The following is a 16708-nucleotide window of genomic DNA, read 5'->3' as shown; positions in this document are numbered from 1 at the left end:
GTATCCGGCTATCGCACCGACGCGCCATGCTTCGAAGGCAGAACCGTCGACGCCGACCACGACCCCGCCGGCGGAGCGCTTGAGCGTCGCAATGCCGTCTGCCTCCCCGCGGCCCCATGACCCGATGGCGGTGCTCCAGGCGGCAAAGCGATCGGTCGTGGCGGGAGCAAGTTCCGGTCCGTCCTCGGCGAAGGCCATCACGGGCAACGAAGCGGTGGCGCCTGTTCCGGAGAAGGCCGCGCGCAGCCGCTCGTTGATCACGTCGAGAACGAGGCGCGTGTCGTCGACCAGCGCTGTTTTCGCCGAAGCATGTATCTCGCCGCTCAACTGGTCGAAGGCGGCGCGGGTCGCCTCGGCATCACCTTGCAGGGCAATGGCGCTCCAGAGCGGATTGCCAGGCCCGGCGCCGTCGATGGCGCCCGCGACCGCCCGCTGGTTGGGCGTGATGCCGACCTCAGCGAAGCCGATGTCGTTGCGCACGAGTTCCAGCGTCACGTCGTTCCCATCGCCTCCCGCATAGTCGAGCTTCTCGTCCAGGAACAGGAGGTTCCTGTTGACGGCGCCGAACACGCCGGCCACCGCATCCGTATTGTCGTTGTCGATGATGACGAAGGGTCCGTTGGAGATATTCCAGCTGGACGCCGCATTTGGCGACATAAGCAGGTCGAGGGTGGCGCCGGCGATGTCGACTGTGCCGGAGACCTTGACCTGGTCGGCCGCCTCGGGTGTCGCCTCGATCTGCAGAGCACCATGGTTGGCGTAGTTTCCGGCAACGGTCTGCGTGCCGATCGAATTTCCGGGCGCATGCACGCCGCCGGTATCGATCGTCGTCGCCCCGACTGTCCCCGTGCCGCCCAGCCTGGCGCCCGTCCTCACAGTCACATTGCCGGTCAGGTTGCCGTTGACGGCAAGCGACCCACCGACCACTTCCATTCCGTCGACAAAGGTGGCGTCACCGCCGAGGACCCACTTTCCGCCGGCGGCATCAACCTGCGCTGACGCAAAATTCAGGAAGTTTCCCTGGAAGCTGCCGCTGCCCGAACCTGTCAGCAGCAGCGTATTGGTTCCGGCCTCGGCATCGATATTGCCTTCGACGGACGCGCCGGTTTCCAGCTTGAGGCTCGAGTTCCCCGAACCGAGCTTCACATCGCCGCTGATGATGCTTCCCTGAAGGAGGGACAGGTCGAACGATCCCGTCCCGCCCTGGATCGCCGCCGCCGCTCCGGTGATGGACGCATTCGCCACGCTCATCTGCGTCTTGCCGCTGCCGCCGAAGCGGACGCCGATACCGTTCGCGCTCGAAAGTCCGCCGGTGACGGAGCCGCCGCTGATGGAAACGGTCGTGTCTCCCGATGTCACGACGGACAGGCCGTGCGTGCCGCCATTGAGCGCGCCTGCCGTCTGCTTGAAGGATGCCGCACCGGTGGTCTGCAGCGCGACGGCATGCACGTTCGTTGCCGTGATCGTGCCTGAATTGGTGACGTCGGCGGTTCCCTGCGAAACGAACAGGCCGACATCGCGTCCCTCGATGGTCCCCGAATTGTCTGCCACGGGTTGCCGTTTTGCAGCAGCACCGCATAGATGGGGGTGGAGAACGAATTGTCACCCTTGGCGGTGTAGGTGCCGCTGTTGGTGAAGGTGATGTTCCCGTGGCTCCAGAATCCCTGGCCGATGTTCGTAAACGCGACGGTTCCGGAATTGTCGAGCGATCCGCCAGCGTTCATGATGACGCCATAGCCGCCGCCGTTGCTTGAAACATTGGCTTTGTTGATGAAGCTTCCGGGCGTGGCCGAGGTCGCAAAGACGACGCCCCCCAGCATGGAGTTCCGGTTTTCGACTGTGCCCCCGGCAAGAACGTGCACGGCAATCCGACTGCCCGCGATCAGCCCGTCGTTCTGGACGTTTGCAGCGCCGCCTTCGATCACGACGCCCTTGCGTGAGCCTTCGACCTTGCCGGTCGAACTCACATTGACGGTTCCGCCCGCGCGCAGCCAGATGCCGTAAACCTCATTGTCCGCGTCAAGGACCTTGACGGAACCATCGACATTGACCGTCCACGCGCCCAGCCCGGGAGACATGTAGGGTTGAATGGCGTGATTGCCTCCCGACTGCGTTGTGACGGAACCTGTCTGCGTCACGTTGATGGTTCCCGTCGGGCCTACGACGGACGACACCGGGACGGTACTTGCGGTCGAAATGGTGATTGTCTCGGCCCGGGCCTGGCTGACCCATATGCCCGCAGCGACTGCAATCAAGGATGTAGAAGAGCGGAGCAAGTTACTTGCAATAACCGAACTCTTCTCCAATCTTATTTTAGAATTTCCGAATAGATTCATGTAAGTCCCCCCGGAGCTTCAATGAGATATCGCATCGAGTCTCAGGAGGCGTCAAGCCGGAGCTTTTCACCTTACACTTGAAGAAACTTCATGTGAGACTAGCTTCGACCCGCGATCTTCGACGTGTCAGGGAAAATGCCGAGTACGCAGCGGCACTAAAAGCGCGTCGCGACGAAACAGATCAGGCGACGCGCTTTAAGTCTCTCGTCCAGGCGTTGCGGAATGCGCAGCTAAACCTTGGAAAGGGCGCAACTATTTTCGTGCATTGTTAGAAAGGACTGTTTGGTGGAGCCAATCGGAATCGAACCGACGACCTCTTGAATGCCATTCAAGCGCTCTCCCAACTGAGCTATGGCCCCACTCCGGCAGTCAGCCGGCGCCGTTTCCGGCGAAGAGATCCGGCGCGGCTGGGAACCGCGCCGTCGTTTAGTGCTGGCGGCTTCTAGCGCCGCCTTCGGTCAAGATCAAGCCTTGAAAAGCCGCTTTTTCGTCACAGGCCAAAATGGCCGGCAAACGATCAAATCAGACCTCGTCCTCGTCGTCGCCAACGCCGATCATATCGGAGACGTCGTCGTCCTCTTCCTCTTCGTCGGCAAGGAAGGTGTCGTCGTCATCGTCGCCGAGATCGACATCATCATCCTCGTCGTCGCCGAGATCGGGCAGATCGCCGCCGCCGCCCTTGGTCTCTTCGTCCGCATCTTCCAGCGAGACGACTTCGGCGCCTTCTTCCTCGTCGGCCTCAGTTTCCTTGTCGGCGACCTCCTCGTCCTCCTCGATGGCGGAAATCTTGCCTTCATCGAAATAGGAGCGCGGATAGCTCTTGCCGGTATAGGGCGAGACGATCGGATCCTTGTTCAGGTCGTAGAATTTCCGGCCCGTTTCCGGGTCGACACGCTTTGTGCCAAGTTCAGGTTTTGCCACGGCAAGCCTCGTCAAAAAAAGAAGGGTCCCCATAACCGCAGTTTTCAGCGCTGTCAAAGCCAAAAGACATGTCCTGAGAACGTGCTTTTCAAAGGCCTGCGCGAGGGGATGACCATTGCCGCGCGCCGTGATACGAGACCGCCGCAACGTGACGAACCGAGCCGGCCCGGCCGGCATTTCATTTGGACGACAAGATGTCTCATTCCGCCGCCCCGAAGCCGGCCACGGCCCGCAAATCCCCAGCGCTAACCGGCGTGGCGCGGGTGCCGGGCGACAAGTCGATCTCGCACCGCTCCTTCATGTTCGGCGGCCTTGCCTCCGGCGAGACGCGCATCACCGGCCTGCTCGAAGGCGAGGACGTGATGCGCACGGGCGCCGCCATGAAGGCAATGGGCGCGCATATCGAAAGGAAGGGCGCCGAATGGGTGATCCGCGGCACCGGCAACGGCGCGCTGCTCGAGCCCGAAGGTCCGCTCGATTTCGGCAATGCCGGCACCGGCTCGCGGCTGACCATGGGCCTGGTCGGCACCTACGACATGGAGACGACCTTCATCGGCGACGCATCGCTCTCCGGCCGGCCGATGGGCCGGGTGCTGGAGCCGCTGCGCCAGATGGGCGTGCAGGTGCTGAAAGCAGCGCCCGGCGACCGCATGCCGATCACGCTGCACGGCCCGAAACACGCCGCGCCCATCACCTATCGCGTGCCGATGGCCTCGGCCCAGGTGAAGTCGGCGGTGCTGCTTGCCGGCCTCAACACGCCGGGCATCACCACCGTGATCGAGCCGGTGATGACGCGTGACCACACCGAAAAGATGCTGAAAGGCTTCGGCGCGAACCTCACCGTCGAGACCGACGAGCGCGGCGTGCGCCACATCTTCATCGAGGGCCAGGGCAAGCTCACCGGGCAGACCATCGCCGTGCCCGTCGACCCGTCCTCGGCCGGCTTCCCGCTGGTGGCCGCGCTCATCGTGCCGGGCTCGGACATTATAATCGAGAACGTGCTGATGAATCCGACCCGCACCGGCCTGCTTCTGACGCTGCAGGAGATGGGCGGCCGCATCGACATCCTCAACCCGCGCAATGCCGGCGGCGAGGACGTCGCGGACCTGCGCGTGCGCTCGTCGGAGTTGAAAGGCGTCGTGGTGCCGCCGGAGCGGGCGCCGTCGATGATCGACGAATATCCCGTGCTGGCCGTCGCCGCGAGCTTCGCCGAAGGCGAGACGCTGATGCAGGGGCTGGAGGAACTTCGGGTCAAGGAATCCGACCGGCTGGCGGCGGTGGCCAATGGCCTCAAGCTCAACGGCGTCGACTGCACCGAGGGCGAAGCCTCGCTCGCGGTGCGCGGCAAGCCCGGCGGCAAGGGACTTGGCGCTCACCCCAACGGCCAGGACACGGCGGTGAAGACGCATCTCGACCACCGCATCGCCATGAGCTTCCTGATCATGGGGCTGGCGACGGAAAAGCCGGTGACCATCGACGACGCCAACATGATCGCGACGAGCTTCCCGGAGTTCATGGGGCTGATGAAGGGACTGGGCGCGGAGATCGAGTAGGGGCGATGGATGGATTGGAGCCGAACTGAGATGTTGGCGGGACAGCACCCCCCTCTGTCCTACCGGACATCTCCCCCGCAAGGGGGGAGATCAGATGTCGCGCAGGCTTTCGCCAATCTCCGGCGCTGGACGGAAGGCGCCGGCATCGGAACTGCCAATCTCCCCCCTTGCGGGGGAGATGTCCGGCAGGACAGAGGGGGGTGTGAAGGAACTCGGCGCTTGTCTTGCTCATCGCGCCCTTCGGTTGCGTCGCCCCGCCCATGACCCACACCTTTACCATCGCCATCGACGGCCCCGCAGGCGCCGGCAAGGGCACCCTCGCCCGCCGACTCTCCGACCATTACCGGTTGAACCTGCTCGATACCGGCCTCACCTATCGCGCGGTCGCGCACAAGCTGCTTGAGCTCGGCCTGCCGCTCGACAATGTCTCGGCGGCCGAAACCGCGGCGCGCCAGGTGAACCTGTCGAACCTCGACCGCACAGTGCTTTCCGCGCATGCGGTGGGCGAAGCAGCCTCCAAGGTCGCGGTCATTCCAACCGTCCGGCGCATCCTGGTCGAGAAGCAGCGCGCGTTCGCCAAGGCGCCGCCGGGCGCGGTGCTCGACGGCCGCGACATCGGCACCGTCGTGTGCCCGGACGCCGACATCAAGCTCTATGTGACGGCAAGTGCTGCGGTGCGGGCTAAGCGCCGGCTGGCCGAAATCGAGAGCATGGGCGGCAGCGCCGATTTCGCCACCATCCTCGCCGACATCGAGCGCCGCGACGAGCGCGACATGGGCAGAGCCGACTCGCCGCTCAAGCCGGCGGGAGACGCGCACTTGCTTGATACCAGCGAAATGGCTATAGAAGCCGCGTTTCTGGCGGCGATGGCGATCGTTGACGACGTCCTGGCCAAGAGAAACAAGGCCTGATCCGGGTTTTCCCTCGTGCTTCCGTTGCCGGAGGCGATGAAAATACCCATATCGGGCACGAACCAGCCTGCCAGCATTCTTCATGCGCCGGACTTGCCGCTCAAAGCGGCCAAGGGCTCTTCAGCCCGGAACGCCGGCAGGCTCACGCAACGCTAACCCACGGCGCCCGCTTCGCTGAAGCTGCGGAGCATTCCAGGAGAAACAATGTCAGCTGCTAATCCCACTCGCGACGATTTCGCGAGCATGCTCGAAGAATCATTCACCGCCGGCCATTCCGGCGAGGGCCAGGTTGTCCGGGGCACGATCACCGCGATCGAAAAGGACATGGCCATCATCGATGTCGGCCTCAAGGTCGAAGGCCGCGTGCCGCTGAAGGAATTCGGCGCCAAGGGCAAGGACTCCTCCCTCAAGGTCGGCGACACCGTCGAAGTCTATGTCGAGCGCATCGAGAACGCGCTTGGCGAAGCCATGCTGTCGCGCGAGAAGGCTCGCCGCGAAGAGAGCTGGGTGCGCCTCGAGGAGAAGTTCACCAAGGGTGAGCGCGTCGAAGGCGTCATCTTCAACCAGGTCAAGGGCGGCTTCACCGTCGATCTCGACGGCGCCGTGGCGTTCCTGCCGCGCAGCCAGGTCGACATCCGTCCGATCCGCGACGTCTCGCCGCTGATGCACAACCCGCAGCCCTTCGAGATCCTCAAGATGGATCGCCGCCGCGGCAACATCGTGGTGTCGCGCCGCACCGTGCTCGAGGAGAGCCGCGCCGAACAGCGTTCGGAGATCGTGCAGAACCTCGAGGAAGGCCAGGTGGTCGAAGGCGTGGTCAAGAACATCACCGACTACGGTGCGTTCGTCGACCTCGGCGGCATCGACGGCCTGCTGCATGTCACCGACATGGCATGGCGCCGCGTCAACCATCCGACCGAGATCCTCAACATCGGCCAGACGGTCAAGGTGCAGATCATCCGCATCAACCAGGAAACCCACCGCATCTCGCTCGGCATGAAGCAGCTCGAGAGCGATCCGTGGTCGGATATCGGCACCAAGTTCCCGATCGGCAAGAAGATCAAGGGCACTGTCACCAACATCACCGACTACGGCGCGTTCGTCGAGCTGGAGCCGGGCATCGAGGGCCTCATCCACGTTTCGGAAATGTCGTGGACGAAGAAGAACGTGCACCCCGGCAAGATCCTGTCGACGACGCAGGAAGTCGACGTGGTGGTGCTCGAGGTCGATCCGGCCAAGCGCCGCATCTCGCTCGGTCTCAAGCAGACGCTGGAGAACCCGTGGGAAGCCTTCGCGCGTAGCCATCCGGTCGGCAGCCAGGTCGAGGGCGAGGTCAAGAACAAGACCGAGTTCGGCCTGTTCATCGGCCTGGAAGGCGACGTGGACGGCATGGTCCACCTCTCCGACCTCGACTGGACCCGTCCGGGCGAGCAGGTCATCGAAGAGTACAATCGCGGCGACATGGTCAAGGCGCAGGTGCTCGACGTCGACATCGAGAAGGAGCGCATCTCGCTCGGCATCAAGCAGCTGGCCCGCGACACGGTCGGCGAGGCGGCGAGCAGCGGCGAGCTGCGCAAGAACGCCGTCGTCACCTGCGAGGTCATCGCGGTGAAGGATGGCGGTCTGGAAGTGCGGCTGGTCGACAGCGGCCTCGAGACCTTCATCAAGCGTTCGGACCTTTCGCGCGACCGCGACGAGCAGCGCCCCGAGCGCTTCACCGTCGGCCAGAAGGTCGATGCCCGCGTCATCGCCTTCGACAAGAAGACCCGCAAGCTGCAGGTCTCGATCAAGGCGCTGGAAATCGCCGAGGAGAAGGAAGCGGTCGCCCAGTACGGCTCGACCGACTCCGGCGCTTCGCTGGGCGACATCCTGGGCGCGGCGCTGAAGAAGCAGGGCAACTAGAGCATTCCAGGAAAACTGCGTAGCGGTTTTCCGTCCGGAATTGCGTAAGCCCCTTCGCCTTACGGAAATGCCAAAACCCCGCCGGATCGCTCCGGCGGGGTTTTTTCGTTGTCCGATGATCCTTGTGTCAGGCCCGGCCGTAAAGCGGCACCAGCGTGCCGCTCATCGCCTGGTTGGCGGGCGAGGCGAGATAGGCGATCGCTTCGGCGGCTGCCTCCAGGCTGACCCATTTGGTGAAATCGGCGTCCGGCATGTCGGCGCGGTTGGCCGGCGTGTCGAGCGTCGAGGGCGCCACGGCGTTGACGAGGATGCCCTTGTGCTTCAGCTCTTCGGCCATCGCCTGCGTCATCGCGGCAACCGCCGCCTTGCTCGCCGCATAGGCGACCATGCCGGATCCGCGCCTGGGATCGATCCCGGCGCGCGCGGTGACGTTGACGATACGGCCGACGGTGCCCGACGTCAGCATAGTGCGCACCGCGGCGCGGCTGCACAGGAAGGTCGTGCGGACGTTGGTATCCATCATCTCGGCGAAGGACGCCGATTCGATCTTCTCCACCGGCGCCATGGTGAAACCGCCGGCGAGGTGGATCGAAGCCCAAAGCTCCGGAACCTGATGGTAGAAGGCCTCGACCTTGGCGGAGTCCGAGAGGTCGACATTGTGCGCCAGGTGGACACTGGCGTGGGCCGCATAAGGAAAGTGCGGCGGAGCCGCGGCATGGGCATTGGGCACATGGCAGATCGCGCCCTGCTCCAGCAATCTGCCGACAACCGCGCCGCCGAGCGCCCCAGTGCCGCCCGTCACCACGACATGCCTGCCGTTAAGCGTTTCCGTCATATTTCGACTGCTCCTGTCGTATTCTTATGGTTATGCCGCCCCAGCGTCGAACGTTGCGCCTTTCGCACTGTCACTCAATTGAAATATCGACATGGCTGCGTCCCTTCTTTGCATGCGTCGGGCCGCCGCGGCCGGCAAATGTCCGCAGACGCCAAAGCCTTCACGCGCAAGCGCCAAGCTTTCAATCGATCGTGATTTCGATGACGCGCGGCTTGCCCACCGCGCGCGCGCGCTTCAGCGCCTCGGCGAGGCCGCCGACCCCGGCCAGCCGCTCGGCCTCCATGCCATAGGCCTCGGCGAGCTTGCAGAAATCCGGCGGCGCCGGCGACACGCCGACCGGCTCGACGCCGACATCGAGCATGGAGGTCTCGATCTCGCGATAGCCGCGATTGTTCCAGACGACGAAGATCACCGGGGCGGCGGCGTCGAGCGCGGCGCCCAGCTCCGGCAAGGTGAACTGGAAGCCGCCGTCGCCGGTGAGGCAAATGACGGGCGCCTCGGGCACGGCAAGGGCGGCGCCGATCGCCGCCGGCGGGCCGTAACCCAACGCGCCGAAGCCGGTCGCGGCGTTGAACCAGCCGGCCGGACGGTCGTGGTCGTAATAGAGGTTGGCGGCATAGATCGGCTGGGTCGAGTCGCCGACGATGATCGCGCCCGGCAGCGCGTCGCGGATAACCTCCACGGCGCGCATCTGCGCCACATATTCAGGCCTCAGCTCGGCCAGCGCCGCCTCTCTCGCCGCGGCCGCGCGGGCAGCGCCGTCTTGCGCGGCGACATGGGTGGGGCCCAGCTCAGCCAGCAGCGCATTGAGCGCTTCGGCGCAATCGGCCTGGATCGCGACGGTGACCGGGCGGCGCGCGATCTGGTCGGCGCCGATGTCGATGCGGATGAGGTTCGGCGGCAGCACGAAGCCGCCGTCGGCATAGCCGTCATAGTCGGTCGGGCCGAATTCGGTGCCGGCGGCTATCACCAGATCGGCGTCCGCCATCAGCGCGCGCACCGCCTTCAGGCTCGGGCTTGCCGGCACGCAGAGCGGATGGCCATGCAGCAGGCCGCGCGCATTGGCGGTCTCGACGACCGGCGCGCCCAGCACTTCGGCGAAGCGCGTCAGCGCGGCATCGGCCTGCTTCGCGCCGCCACCGGCGAGGATCAGCGGCCGGCGAGCCGCCCTGATCAACCTCGCTGCCTCGGCCACCACCGAAGCCGCCGGGGCGGGCGGCGCGGTGTTGCTCAGCACCGGCGCGAGCCCCCCGGCGGGCTTGACCATGACATCGGTCGGGATCTCGATATGGACCGGACCCGGACGCGACGAGGAGAAAACGGCGAAGGCGCGGGCGAGCGCGCCGGGCAGCTCCTTGGCCTCGGTGACGCGCTCAGAGAACAGCGCCACCTTCTCCATCATGCCGCGCTGGTCGGGCAGTTCGTGCAGGAAGCCGAGGCCCTTGCCAAGCGTATCGGTGGCGTTGACGCCGGAGATCACCAGCATCGGCACCGAATCGGCGCGCGCCTGGCCCATGGCGGTGATGGTGTTGGTGAGACCCGGCCCGGTGATGACGAAGGCGACGCCCGGCCGGCCGCTGGCGCGCGCATAGCCGTCGGCCATGAAGCCGGCGCCCTGCTCGTGGCGCGGCGTGACATGACGGATCTTCGAGCGCGCCAGGCCGCGATAAAGCTCGACGGTGTGCACGCCCGGAATGCCGAAGACGGTGTCGACGCCATGCGCCTCGAGCAAGGTGATGAGCGCTTCGCCGACGGTTGTCATTGGTCTTCTTCCCTTTGTTTCTTACGCAATTCCGGACGGAAAACCGCTTCTCACTTTTCCTGGAATTGCTCTAGACCGTGATGGCGTTTCGTTGAAACCGCCATCCCGATCTAATTCTTTGTTGGAGCATGATCTTTCTCCGAAAACCGGTTCCTACTTTTCGGGATCATGCTTCAGTGGCGCGAGGCCGAGTTCGGCCTCGACGGCCTTGATGCCGATCGCCGCCAATTCGCCGGGCGAGAACATCTCGCCGGCCAGGCAGCCTTCGATCCAGAGCCCGTCGATGATTGCATTGATCGCGATGGCGTGGTGGCGTAGCTCATTTGCGTCCGGCTTGCGCCGTTCGGCGGCGAGCACTTCGGCCACAACCGCTTCCACCTCGTTGCGAAAGCCAAGATAGCCCTCGCGGTGGGCATGGGCCAAGGTCGGATCCGCATTGGCGCGGCCGATGAAGGTTGCCCAGAGCGAAAACACCCGCGCGTCGATGATCGGCGCGTTGAGGTTGGCGGTGACGAAAGCCGCAAGGCGTTGGCGCGGCGAGGCATCTTCCATGACCAATGCTGCTTTCGCCTGCTCGGTCATGCGGCCGACCAGCGCCGTATAGGCTTCCTGCAGCAATTCCTCCTTGCCGGGAAAATAGTGCCGGATCAGCCCGGCGGTGACCCCGGCACGCAATGCGATGGTGCGCAAGGTGGCGCCCTGCAGGCCATATTCGGCCACGCTGTTCAGAGTCGCTTCGATCAAATCCTGCCGGCGCCGCTCCTCGCCCTCGCGACGGAACTTACGGCGCGCATTCATTGGCGCAGGATCGGCCGCGTCAGGCATGTCGGCCCGCCTTCGCAGGCGATGCAGAGCGCATCCGCCTCGAATATCTCAACCGCGCAGCCGGCAGCTTCCATCGCGGCTTTGGTCCTGGGAAAGCCTGCGACGGCAATGACCTTGAGCGGGCTGGTCGGCAGCACGTTCAGGCTGAGCCCGTTGGAAGCGGCGAACTCTCCGGCGTCGCCTTCGACCAGCCGGACGCCCCGCGCCTTCAGCATCTGATAGAAGGGGGCCGGCAGAAGCGGTGAATGGACCAGCGCGAGATCGTCGGCCAGCGGGCTGATCACCGACATCAGATGCAGGCACGCCTCTTCGCCCTGCCACAGCGGCAGATCGAAGCCGTAGACGGAAATGCCCAGCGGCGTCAGCAGGTTGGAAACCTGCTGGATGCCTTGCTGGTTGGAGCGGACACCGCGCCCAATCGCCAGCGTGCGGGCATCCACCCATACACAATCACCGCCTTCGACCTGGCCAGGAGCCTCGACGCGGCCGAGGATCGGAATGCCCAGTCTTCTGTAGGTTTCCTCATGCAGCGACGGCTCCCCGGCGCGCAATGGCTTGCCCATGGACAGGATCAGCGCGCCGCGGTCGGTCATCAGCGATGGATCGTGCGTGAACACCGAATCCGAAAGGCCGTCGGCCCTGTCCTCGATCCATTCGATTTCGGCGCCGGAAGCCGCCACCAGCTCAGCAAGAACCGCGTGCTGCGAGGCAGCTCTCGCCGGGTTGAACCCCGGGCCATAGTGCCATTGAGCTCTATCGGCGTCGCGCATGGCGTTGGCCGCCGACCGCATCAGCACGCGCCGCAGCGGCGCCGCCATGGACTGTGATCCGAAAGCGCTCATCGATGCCCTTTTATGCTGAAAAAAACCGAGAAAATTTCATGAAAGGCTATTTATACACTTGCATAACAAGGCCGCAAGTGCCGTAATGAGCGGGATTGACGGGCTCGCGCTGTCGGGTCCATGCTGAAGTCTTGAGCGGGCAGTAACAGCGGTATGTTGATTAGCCGGATGGACGTTCGACGAACTGCCTTCGACCAATTAGAGGTCACCCGTTGAGCGCGGTGGAGGCTGCCGCAGTCCCATCCGGCGAGGCGCAAACCGGCGCCGCCGAAGCCATCCATGTCGAGAACCTGCACAAGAAATTCGGCCAGCTGCACGTCCTGAAGGGCGTTTCGCTGTCGGCGCGCGACGGCGAGGTGATCGCCATCATCGGCGGCTCGGGTTCGGGCAAGTCGACACTGCTGCGCTGCATCAACTGCCTGGAAAACCCGACCAGCGGCATCATTCGCGTCAACGGCGAGGAGATCAAGCTCAAGGCCGACAGCCACGGCCACACGGTTCCGGCCGACCGCAAGCAGATCGAGCGCATCCGCTCCCGGCTCGGCATGGTGTTCCAGAATTTCAACCTGTGGAGCCACATGACGCTGATCGAGAACGTCATCGAGGTTCCGGTGCATGTGCTCGGCGTCAAGCGCGACGAGGCGATCGCCCAGGCCGAGAAGCTGCTTGCCCGCGTCGGGCTGGCGGAGAAGCGCGACGTGTATCCAGCGTTCCTCTCGGGCGGCCAGCAGCAGCGCGCCGCGATCGCGCGCGCGCTGGCGATCAATCCGCGCGTCATGCTGTTCGACGAACCGACCTCGGCGCTCGATCCGGAGCTGGTCGGCGAGGTGCTGAAGGTGATCGGCGACCTGGCGCGCGAGGGGCGCACCATGGTGCTGGTGACGCATGAAATGAAGTTCGCCCGCGAGGTCGCGACGCATGTCGTCTACCTCTACAACGGGCTGGTCGAGGAGGAAGGCCCGCCGGAACAATTGTTCGGCGCGCCCAAATCCGAAAGGCTCAAGCAATTCCTCCGCAACGTCGGCTAGGGCCGGCGTCAAGCGGGGCGAAAAACCGGGAACAACAACAAACTGGGAGTCCTGAAATGAAGACTGTTCTCAAGACCTTCGCCGCGGCGCTGCTCTTCGGCGTCGCTGCGATGGGCGCGGCCAAGGCCGATCAGGTCAAGATCGGCGTCGCCGCCGAGCCTTATCCGCCCTTCACCTCGCCGGATGCGACGGGCAAGTGGGTCGGCTGGGAGATCGAATTCATCGACGCCGTCTGCGCCGAGGAGAAGCTCGACTGCGTCATCACGCCCGTTGCCTGGGACGGCATCATTCCGGCGCTGACCACCAAGAAGATCGACCTCATCGTCTCCTCGATGTCGATCACCGACGAGCGCAAGAAAACGATCGACTTCTCGGACAAGTATTACAACACGCCGACGGCGATCATCGGGCCGAAGGACCAGAAGTTCGGCGCCACGCCGGATGACCTCAAGGGCAAGGTGATCGGCGTCCAGGTGTCGACGGTGCATGCCGTCTACGCCAAGAAGCACTTCACCGGAGCGCAGGAGATCAAGGAATACCAGACCCAGGACGAAGCCAACAATGATCTTGCCGCCGGCCGTCTCGATGCGGTGCAGGCCGACTCCATCGCGCTTGGCGAATTCCTCAAGACCGATCAGGGCAAGGCCTGCTGCGATCTCAAGGGCATGGTCGCTCCGGACGACGAAGTGCTCGGGCCGGGCGTCGGCGCCGGCGTGCGCAAGGAAGACACCGATCTGAAGGAAAAGGTCAACGCCGGCATCAAGGCGATCCGCGCCAACGGCAAGTATGACGAGATCTCGAAGAAATACTTCGACTTCGACATCTACGGCGGCGCCACGCAGTCGAACTGACGACTTCTCGCCCATGAGTTAGGGGCATGGCGTCACTGCCGTGCCCCTAAGCCCAATCTTCAACGCGCGCTTGCCGCTGGCCGCTACGGCCAGCGACGAAGCCAGCAATTCGGGGGCGAAGCTGATCGACGCCTTTCTTCCGGCCTCGGCGGCCGGTATTTTCGAACTCCTGTCGCCCGTGGCGCCCGGCTGGGGCGGCACCTTGCTGGTCGGATTCCTGCATTCGATCGAGATCGCCATCGGCGCCACCTGCCTCGGCCTGCTGATCGGCACCGGCGGCGCCTGGGGCAAGCTCTATGGCGGGCCGGTGGCACGCGACCTGCTGGCCATCTATACGACCGTGGTGCGTGCCGTGCCGGAACTGGTGCTGATCCTGCTGCTCTATTATGCCGGCACCGACCTGATCAACCAGGTGCTGGCGGCAATGGGCTATCAGCGCATCGACATCAGCGGCCTGGCGGCCGGCATCTTCGTCCTCGGTGTCGTTCAGGGCGCCTATTCGACAGAAGTCATCCGCGGCGCCATCCTGTCCATCCCGCAGGGCCAGATCGAGGCGGCCCGCGCCTACGGCATGCCGCCCGGCCTGATGCTGAGGCGCATAACGCTGCCGGCAATGCTGCCCTTCGCCATACCGGGCCTCGCCAATCTCTGGCTGATCGCCACCAAGGACACAGCGCTGCTTGCCGTCGTCGGCTTCTTCGAACTGACGCTTGCGACGCGGCAGGCGGCCGGCGTCACCAAGGCCTATCTGTTGTTCTTTGTCGCGGCTGGCGTGCTCTACCTGGCGCTGACGCTGTTCTCCAACCTGATCATCGGCCGCATCGAGACATGGTCGCGGCGCGGCATGCCTTCCGTCAAGGAGGCGCGCTGATGACTGGAGAGACCGCCGTCATCAACGTCGCGGCCCGTGCCTCGCTGTGGCTTCAGCCGCACCGCATCGTGCTGATCCTGATCGCCCTGGCGCTGGTCTTCTGCGCGGCCTTCTTCATGCGCTGGGACTGGTTGCCGCAATATTGGCAAATGGGGCTGCTCGGCATCTGGCGGTCGCTTTGGATCCTCGTCGTCACCTGCGCGCTGGGCTTCCTGCTCGCGGTGCCGCTCGGGCTGGCGCAGGCCGGCGGGCCGTTCTGGTTCGCCGTGCCGGCCAAGGTTTTCTGCACCATCATCCGCGGCACGCCGCTGCTCCTGCAGCTCTGGCTGCTCTATTACGGGCTGGGCTCGCTGTTCCCGCAATATCCGTGGATCCGCGGGTCCTGGATGTGGCCATATCTCAGGCAAGCCTGGCCCTATGGCGTGGTGGCGCTGACCATGTCCTTCGCCGGCTATGAGGGCGAGGTGATGCGCGGCGCCTTCGCCGGCGTGCCGAAAGGCCAGTTGGAAGCGGCCCGCGCCTTCGGCATGAGCCGCTTCAAGATCTTCCGCCGCATCTGGTTGCCGCAGGCCTTCTACCGCGCGCTGCCGACGCTGACCGGCGAAACCGTGCTGCAGCTGAAGTCGACGCCGCTGGTGGCGACAATCAGCGTCATCGATATCTTCGCCGTCTCGTCCAAGGTGCGGCAGGACACCTACCTGACCTACGAACCGCTGCTGCTGCTGGCGCTGATCTACATGACCATCACCGGCATCCTCGTCCTGATCTTCAGCAGGATCGAGGCGCGGATTCCGGTCAAGATCGGGTAAGTGAGTAGTGAGTAGTGAATAGTGAATAGCGAGTGGTGGGCTGCTCGCTGGTTTTGTCCTACTGACTACTGACCACTTCCTACTCACTCGGGACGGCCACGATGCAACTCACCCTCGACCAGGCAAAAGGACTGTGCCGGATGGCGGCGCTCGGCGCCGGCGCCAATGAGGAGGCGACGCAGTCGCTGGTCGCCTCGATCATAGCGGCGGAGGCAGAGGGGCTGTCGTCGGTCGGCCTGTCGCATTTCATCGACTATCTGGAAGCGATCGAGGCCGGCCGCATCGACGGCAATGCCGATCCTGTCGTCACCCGGCCGGCGCTGGCCGTCTACCTCTCCGATGCTCGGGGCGGGCTGGCCCATACCGGCTTCGACCGCACGATCGAGGATCTCGCCAAGGCCGCCAAGCTGTTCGGCGTCGCCATCTTCTCGCAGAAGAACGCCTATACCTGCGGCGCGCTCGGCTATTTCACCGGGCGGCTGGCCGGACAGGGGCTGGTCTCCTTCGCCGCCACCAACGGGCCGGCGGTGCTCGCAGGCTCAGGCTCGGTCAAGCCGGTCTACTGCACCAACCCGATGTCCTTTGCAGCACCGGCCGCCGACGGACCGCCTTTGGTCATCGACCAGTCGTCGAGCGCTACCGCCTTCGTCAACATCCGCAAGGCGGCGGAAGACGGCAGGAAGATCCCCGAGGGCTGGGCGCTGGACGCAAGCGGCAACCCGACCACCGATCCGGCGGCGGCGATGAAGGGCGCGATGCTCGCCTTCGGCGGTCAGCGCGGCGCCAACATCGCCTTGATGGTCGAGGTGCTGGCGGCAGGCATTTCCGGCGCCAATTGGTCGCTCGACGCGCCATGGTTCTCCGGCGGGCCGGACAGTCCCGGAACCGGGCTTTTCGTTTTAGCCATCGAGCCCAAGCTGCTCGACCCGGACTTCGAACAGCGCATGAAGGGGCAACTCGACCGGCTGCGGCGGCGCTACGGCGTGCACATCCCCGGCCGCGCCCGCGCCGAGGCCGCGGAAAAGGCGACGGCGCGCGGCTTCGACGTTCCGAAAGCGGTCGTGCAGCGCATTTCCGAATTCGCCGAACGCTACTCGGCCTGACCAAGGCACACTCGGCGACATAGCGCGCGCATTTCTTCACGTGCCCGTTGAACCTTTTATCGCCCTGCGACGACCCATCATCGGCACCCCACATCGCAAGCCGCGACCCAGCCACCCTCTGCGGCTTGCGATGTGGGGTGCCGATGATGGGTCGTCGCA

Annotated in this window: 13 protein-coding genes, 1 tRNA gene and 1 pseudogene; 8 read left to right on the top strand and 7 right to left on the bottom strand. The window is 64.7% G+C overall.

Annotated features, from left to right (window positions below):
* From EOA29_RS08255 to EOA29_RS08240, 3 genes and pseudogenes are all read right to left on the bottom strand, one after another.
* A pseudogene (locus tag EOA29_RS08255) lies at nt 1–1551 on the bottom strand (hypothetical protein); the annotation flags it as partial.
* Nucleotides 1552–2619: 1068 nt separating this feature from the next.
* Nucleotides 2620–2695, bottom strand: a tRNA-Ala gene (locus tag EOA29_RS08245).
* Between the two features lie 163 nt (nt 2696–2858).
* Nucleotides 2859–3257, bottom strand: coding sequence for a TIGR02300 family protein (locus EOA29_RS08240; protein WP_126090585.1), 399 nt, complete (start codon nt 3255–3257; stop codon nt 2859–2861).
* 194 nt (nt 3258–3451) lie between these two features.
* Between EOA29_RS08240 and aroA the strand changes: the two genes are divergently transcribed.
* From aroA to rpsA, 3 genes are all read left to right on the top strand, one after another.
* Nucleotides 3452–4810 carry a 3-phosphoshikimate 1-carboxyvinyltransferase gene (gene aroA / locus EOA29_RS08235; protein WP_127220727.1) on the top strand — a complete coding sequence of 453 codons (1359 nt, stop codon included), beginning with the start codon at nt 3452–3454 and terminating at the stop codon, nt 4808–4810.
* 260 nt (nt 4811–5070) lie between these two features.
* Entirely contained in the window at nt 5071–5721 is a 651-nt protein-coding gene (cmk, locus tag EOA29_RS08225; RefSeq protein WP_126095660.1) for a (d)CMP kinase, read from the top strand.
* Between the two features lie 204 nt (nt 5722–5925).
* Nucleotides 5926–7623, top strand: a complete 1698-nt coding sequence (rpsA, locus tag EOA29_RS08220) for a 30S ribosomal protein S1 (RefSeq protein ID WP_126090587.1) — start codon at nt 5926–5928, stop codon at nt 7621–7623.
* Between the two features lie 127 nt (nt 7624–7750).
* Here the strand turns inward: rpsA and EOA29_RS08215 are convergent, their stop codons facing one another.
* From EOA29_RS08215 to EOA29_RS08200, 4 genes are all read right to left on the bottom strand, one after another.
* Nucleotides 7751–8458 carry an SDR family NAD(P)-dependent oxidoreductase gene (locus EOA29_RS08215; RefSeq protein ID WP_126090588.1) on the bottom strand — a complete coding sequence of 236 codons (708 nt, stop codon included), beginning with the start codon at nt 8456–8458 and terminating at the stop codon, nt 7751–7753.
* A 181-nt stretch (nt 8459–8639) separates the two neighbouring features.
* Entirely contained in the window at nt 8640–10220 is a 1581-nt protein-coding gene (locus EOA29_RS08210) for a 5-guanidino-2-oxopentanoate decarboxylase (protein ID WP_126090589.1), read from the bottom strand.
* 153 nt (nt 10221–10373) lie between these two features.
* Nucleotides 10374–11045 (bottom strand): TetR family transcriptional regulator C-terminal domain-containing protein, encoded by a 672-nt coding sequence (locus EOA29_RS08205; protein ID WP_127220726.1) that lies wholly within the window; start codon nt 11043–11045, stop codon nt 10374–10376.
* Nucleotides 11015–11887: a dimethylarginine dimethylaminohydrolase family protein gene (locus EOA29_RS08200; RefSeq protein ID WP_126090591.1), complete on the bottom strand. Its 873-nt coding sequence runs from the start codon at nt 11885–11887 to the stop codon at nt 11015–11017. The genes EOA29_RS08205 and EOA29_RS08200 overlap by 31 nt, the downstream gene beginning before the upstream one ends.
* A 212-nt stretch (nt 11888–12099) precedes the next feature.
* Between EOA29_RS08200 and EOA29_RS08195 the strand changes: the two genes are divergently transcribed.
* The 5 genes from EOA29_RS08195 to EOA29_RS08175 all read left to right on the top strand — a co-directional run bounded on the left by EOA29_RS08195 (nt 12100) and on the right by EOA29_RS08175 (nt 16549).
* The gene (locus tag EOA29_RS08195; RefSeq protein WP_126090592.1) at nt 12100–12915 is read left to right on the top strand and encodes an ABC transporter ATP-binding protein; all 816 of its coding nucleotides are present in this window, start codon (nt 12100–12102) and stop codon (nt 12913–12915) included.
* Between the two features lie 56 nt (nt 12916–12971).
* On the top strand, nt 12972–13766 hold the full coding sequence (locus EOA29_RS08190) for a transporter substrate-binding domain-containing protein (protein WP_126090593.1): 795 nt from the start codon (nt 12972–12974) through the stop codon (nt 13764–13766).
* 205 nt (nt 13767–13971) lie between these two features.
* Nucleotides 13972–14637 (top strand): ABC transporter permease subunit, encoded by a 666-nt coding sequence (locus EOA29_RS08185; RefSeq protein ID WP_189478845.1) that lies wholly within the window; start codon nt 13972–13974, stop codon nt 14635–14637.
* Nucleotides 14637–15446, top strand: a complete 810-nt coding sequence (locus EOA29_RS08180; RefSeq protein ID WP_126090595.1) for an ABC transporter permease — start codon at nt 14637–14639, stop codon at nt 15444–15446. Before EOA29_RS08185 ends, EOA29_RS08180 begins: the two co-directional genes overlap by 1 nt.
* A 101-nt stretch (nt 15447–15547) precedes the next feature.
* Nucleotides 15548–16549 carry an Ldh family oxidoreductase gene (locus EOA29_RS08175; RefSeq protein WP_127220724.1) on the top strand — a complete coding sequence of 334 codons (1002 nt, stop codon included), beginning with the start codon at nt 15548–15550 and terminating at the stop codon, nt 16547–16549.
* The last annotated feature ends 159 nt before the right edge of the window (nt 16550–16708 follow it).

Origin of the sequence: Mesorhizobium sp. M1E.F.Ca.ET.063.01.1.1, assembly GCF_003998155.1 — a bacterium.
Classification (GTDB): Bacteria; Pseudomonadota; Alphaproteobacteria; order Rhizobiales; family Rhizobiaceae; genus Mesorhizobium.
This window is presented reverse-complemented; position numbering and strand designations above follow the sequence as displayed.

Excerpts from the sequence above, each read along its gene's own strand:
- aroA (WP_127220727.1), top strand. The coding sequence starts at position 3,452 with ATGTCTCATTCCGCCGCCCCGAAGCCGGCCACGGCCCGCAAATCCCCA.
- cmk (WP_126095660.1), top strand. The coding sequence starts at position 5,071 with ATGACCCACACCTTTACCATCGCCATCGACGGCCCCGCAGGCGCCGGC.
- rpsA (WP_126090587.1), top strand. The coding sequence starts at position 5,926 with ATGTCAGCTGCTAATCCCACTCGCGACGATTTCGCGAGCATGCTCGAA.
- EOA29_RS08215 (WP_126090588.1), bottom strand. The coding sequence starts at position 8,458 with ATGACGGAAACGCTTAACGGCAGGCATGTCGTGGTGACGGGCGGCACT.
- EOA29_RS08210 (WP_126090589.1), bottom strand. The coding sequence starts at position 10,220 with ATGACAACCGTCGGCGAAGCGCTCATCACCTTGCTCGAGGCGCATGGC.
- EOA29_RS08205 (WP_127220726.1), bottom strand. The coding sequence starts at position 11,045 with ATGCCTGACGCGGCCGATCCTGCGCCAATGAATGCGCGCCGTAAGTTC.
- EOA29_RS08200 (WP_126090591.1), bottom strand. The coding sequence starts at position 11,887 with ATGAGCGCTTTCGGATCACAGTCCATGGCGGCGCCGCTGCGGCGCGTG.
- EOA29_RS08190 (WP_126090593.1), top strand. The coding sequence starts at position 12,972 with ATGAAGACTGTTCTCAAGACCTTCGCCGCGGCGCTGCTCTTCGGCGTC.
- EOA29_RS08180 (WP_126090595.1), top strand. The coding sequence starts at position 14,637 with ATGACTGGAGAGACCGCCGTCATCAACGTCGCGGCCCGTGCCTCGCTG.
- EOA29_RS08175 (WP_127220724.1), top strand. The coding sequence starts at position 15,548 with ATGCAACTCACCCTCGACCAGGCAAAAGGACTGTGCCGGATGGCGGCG.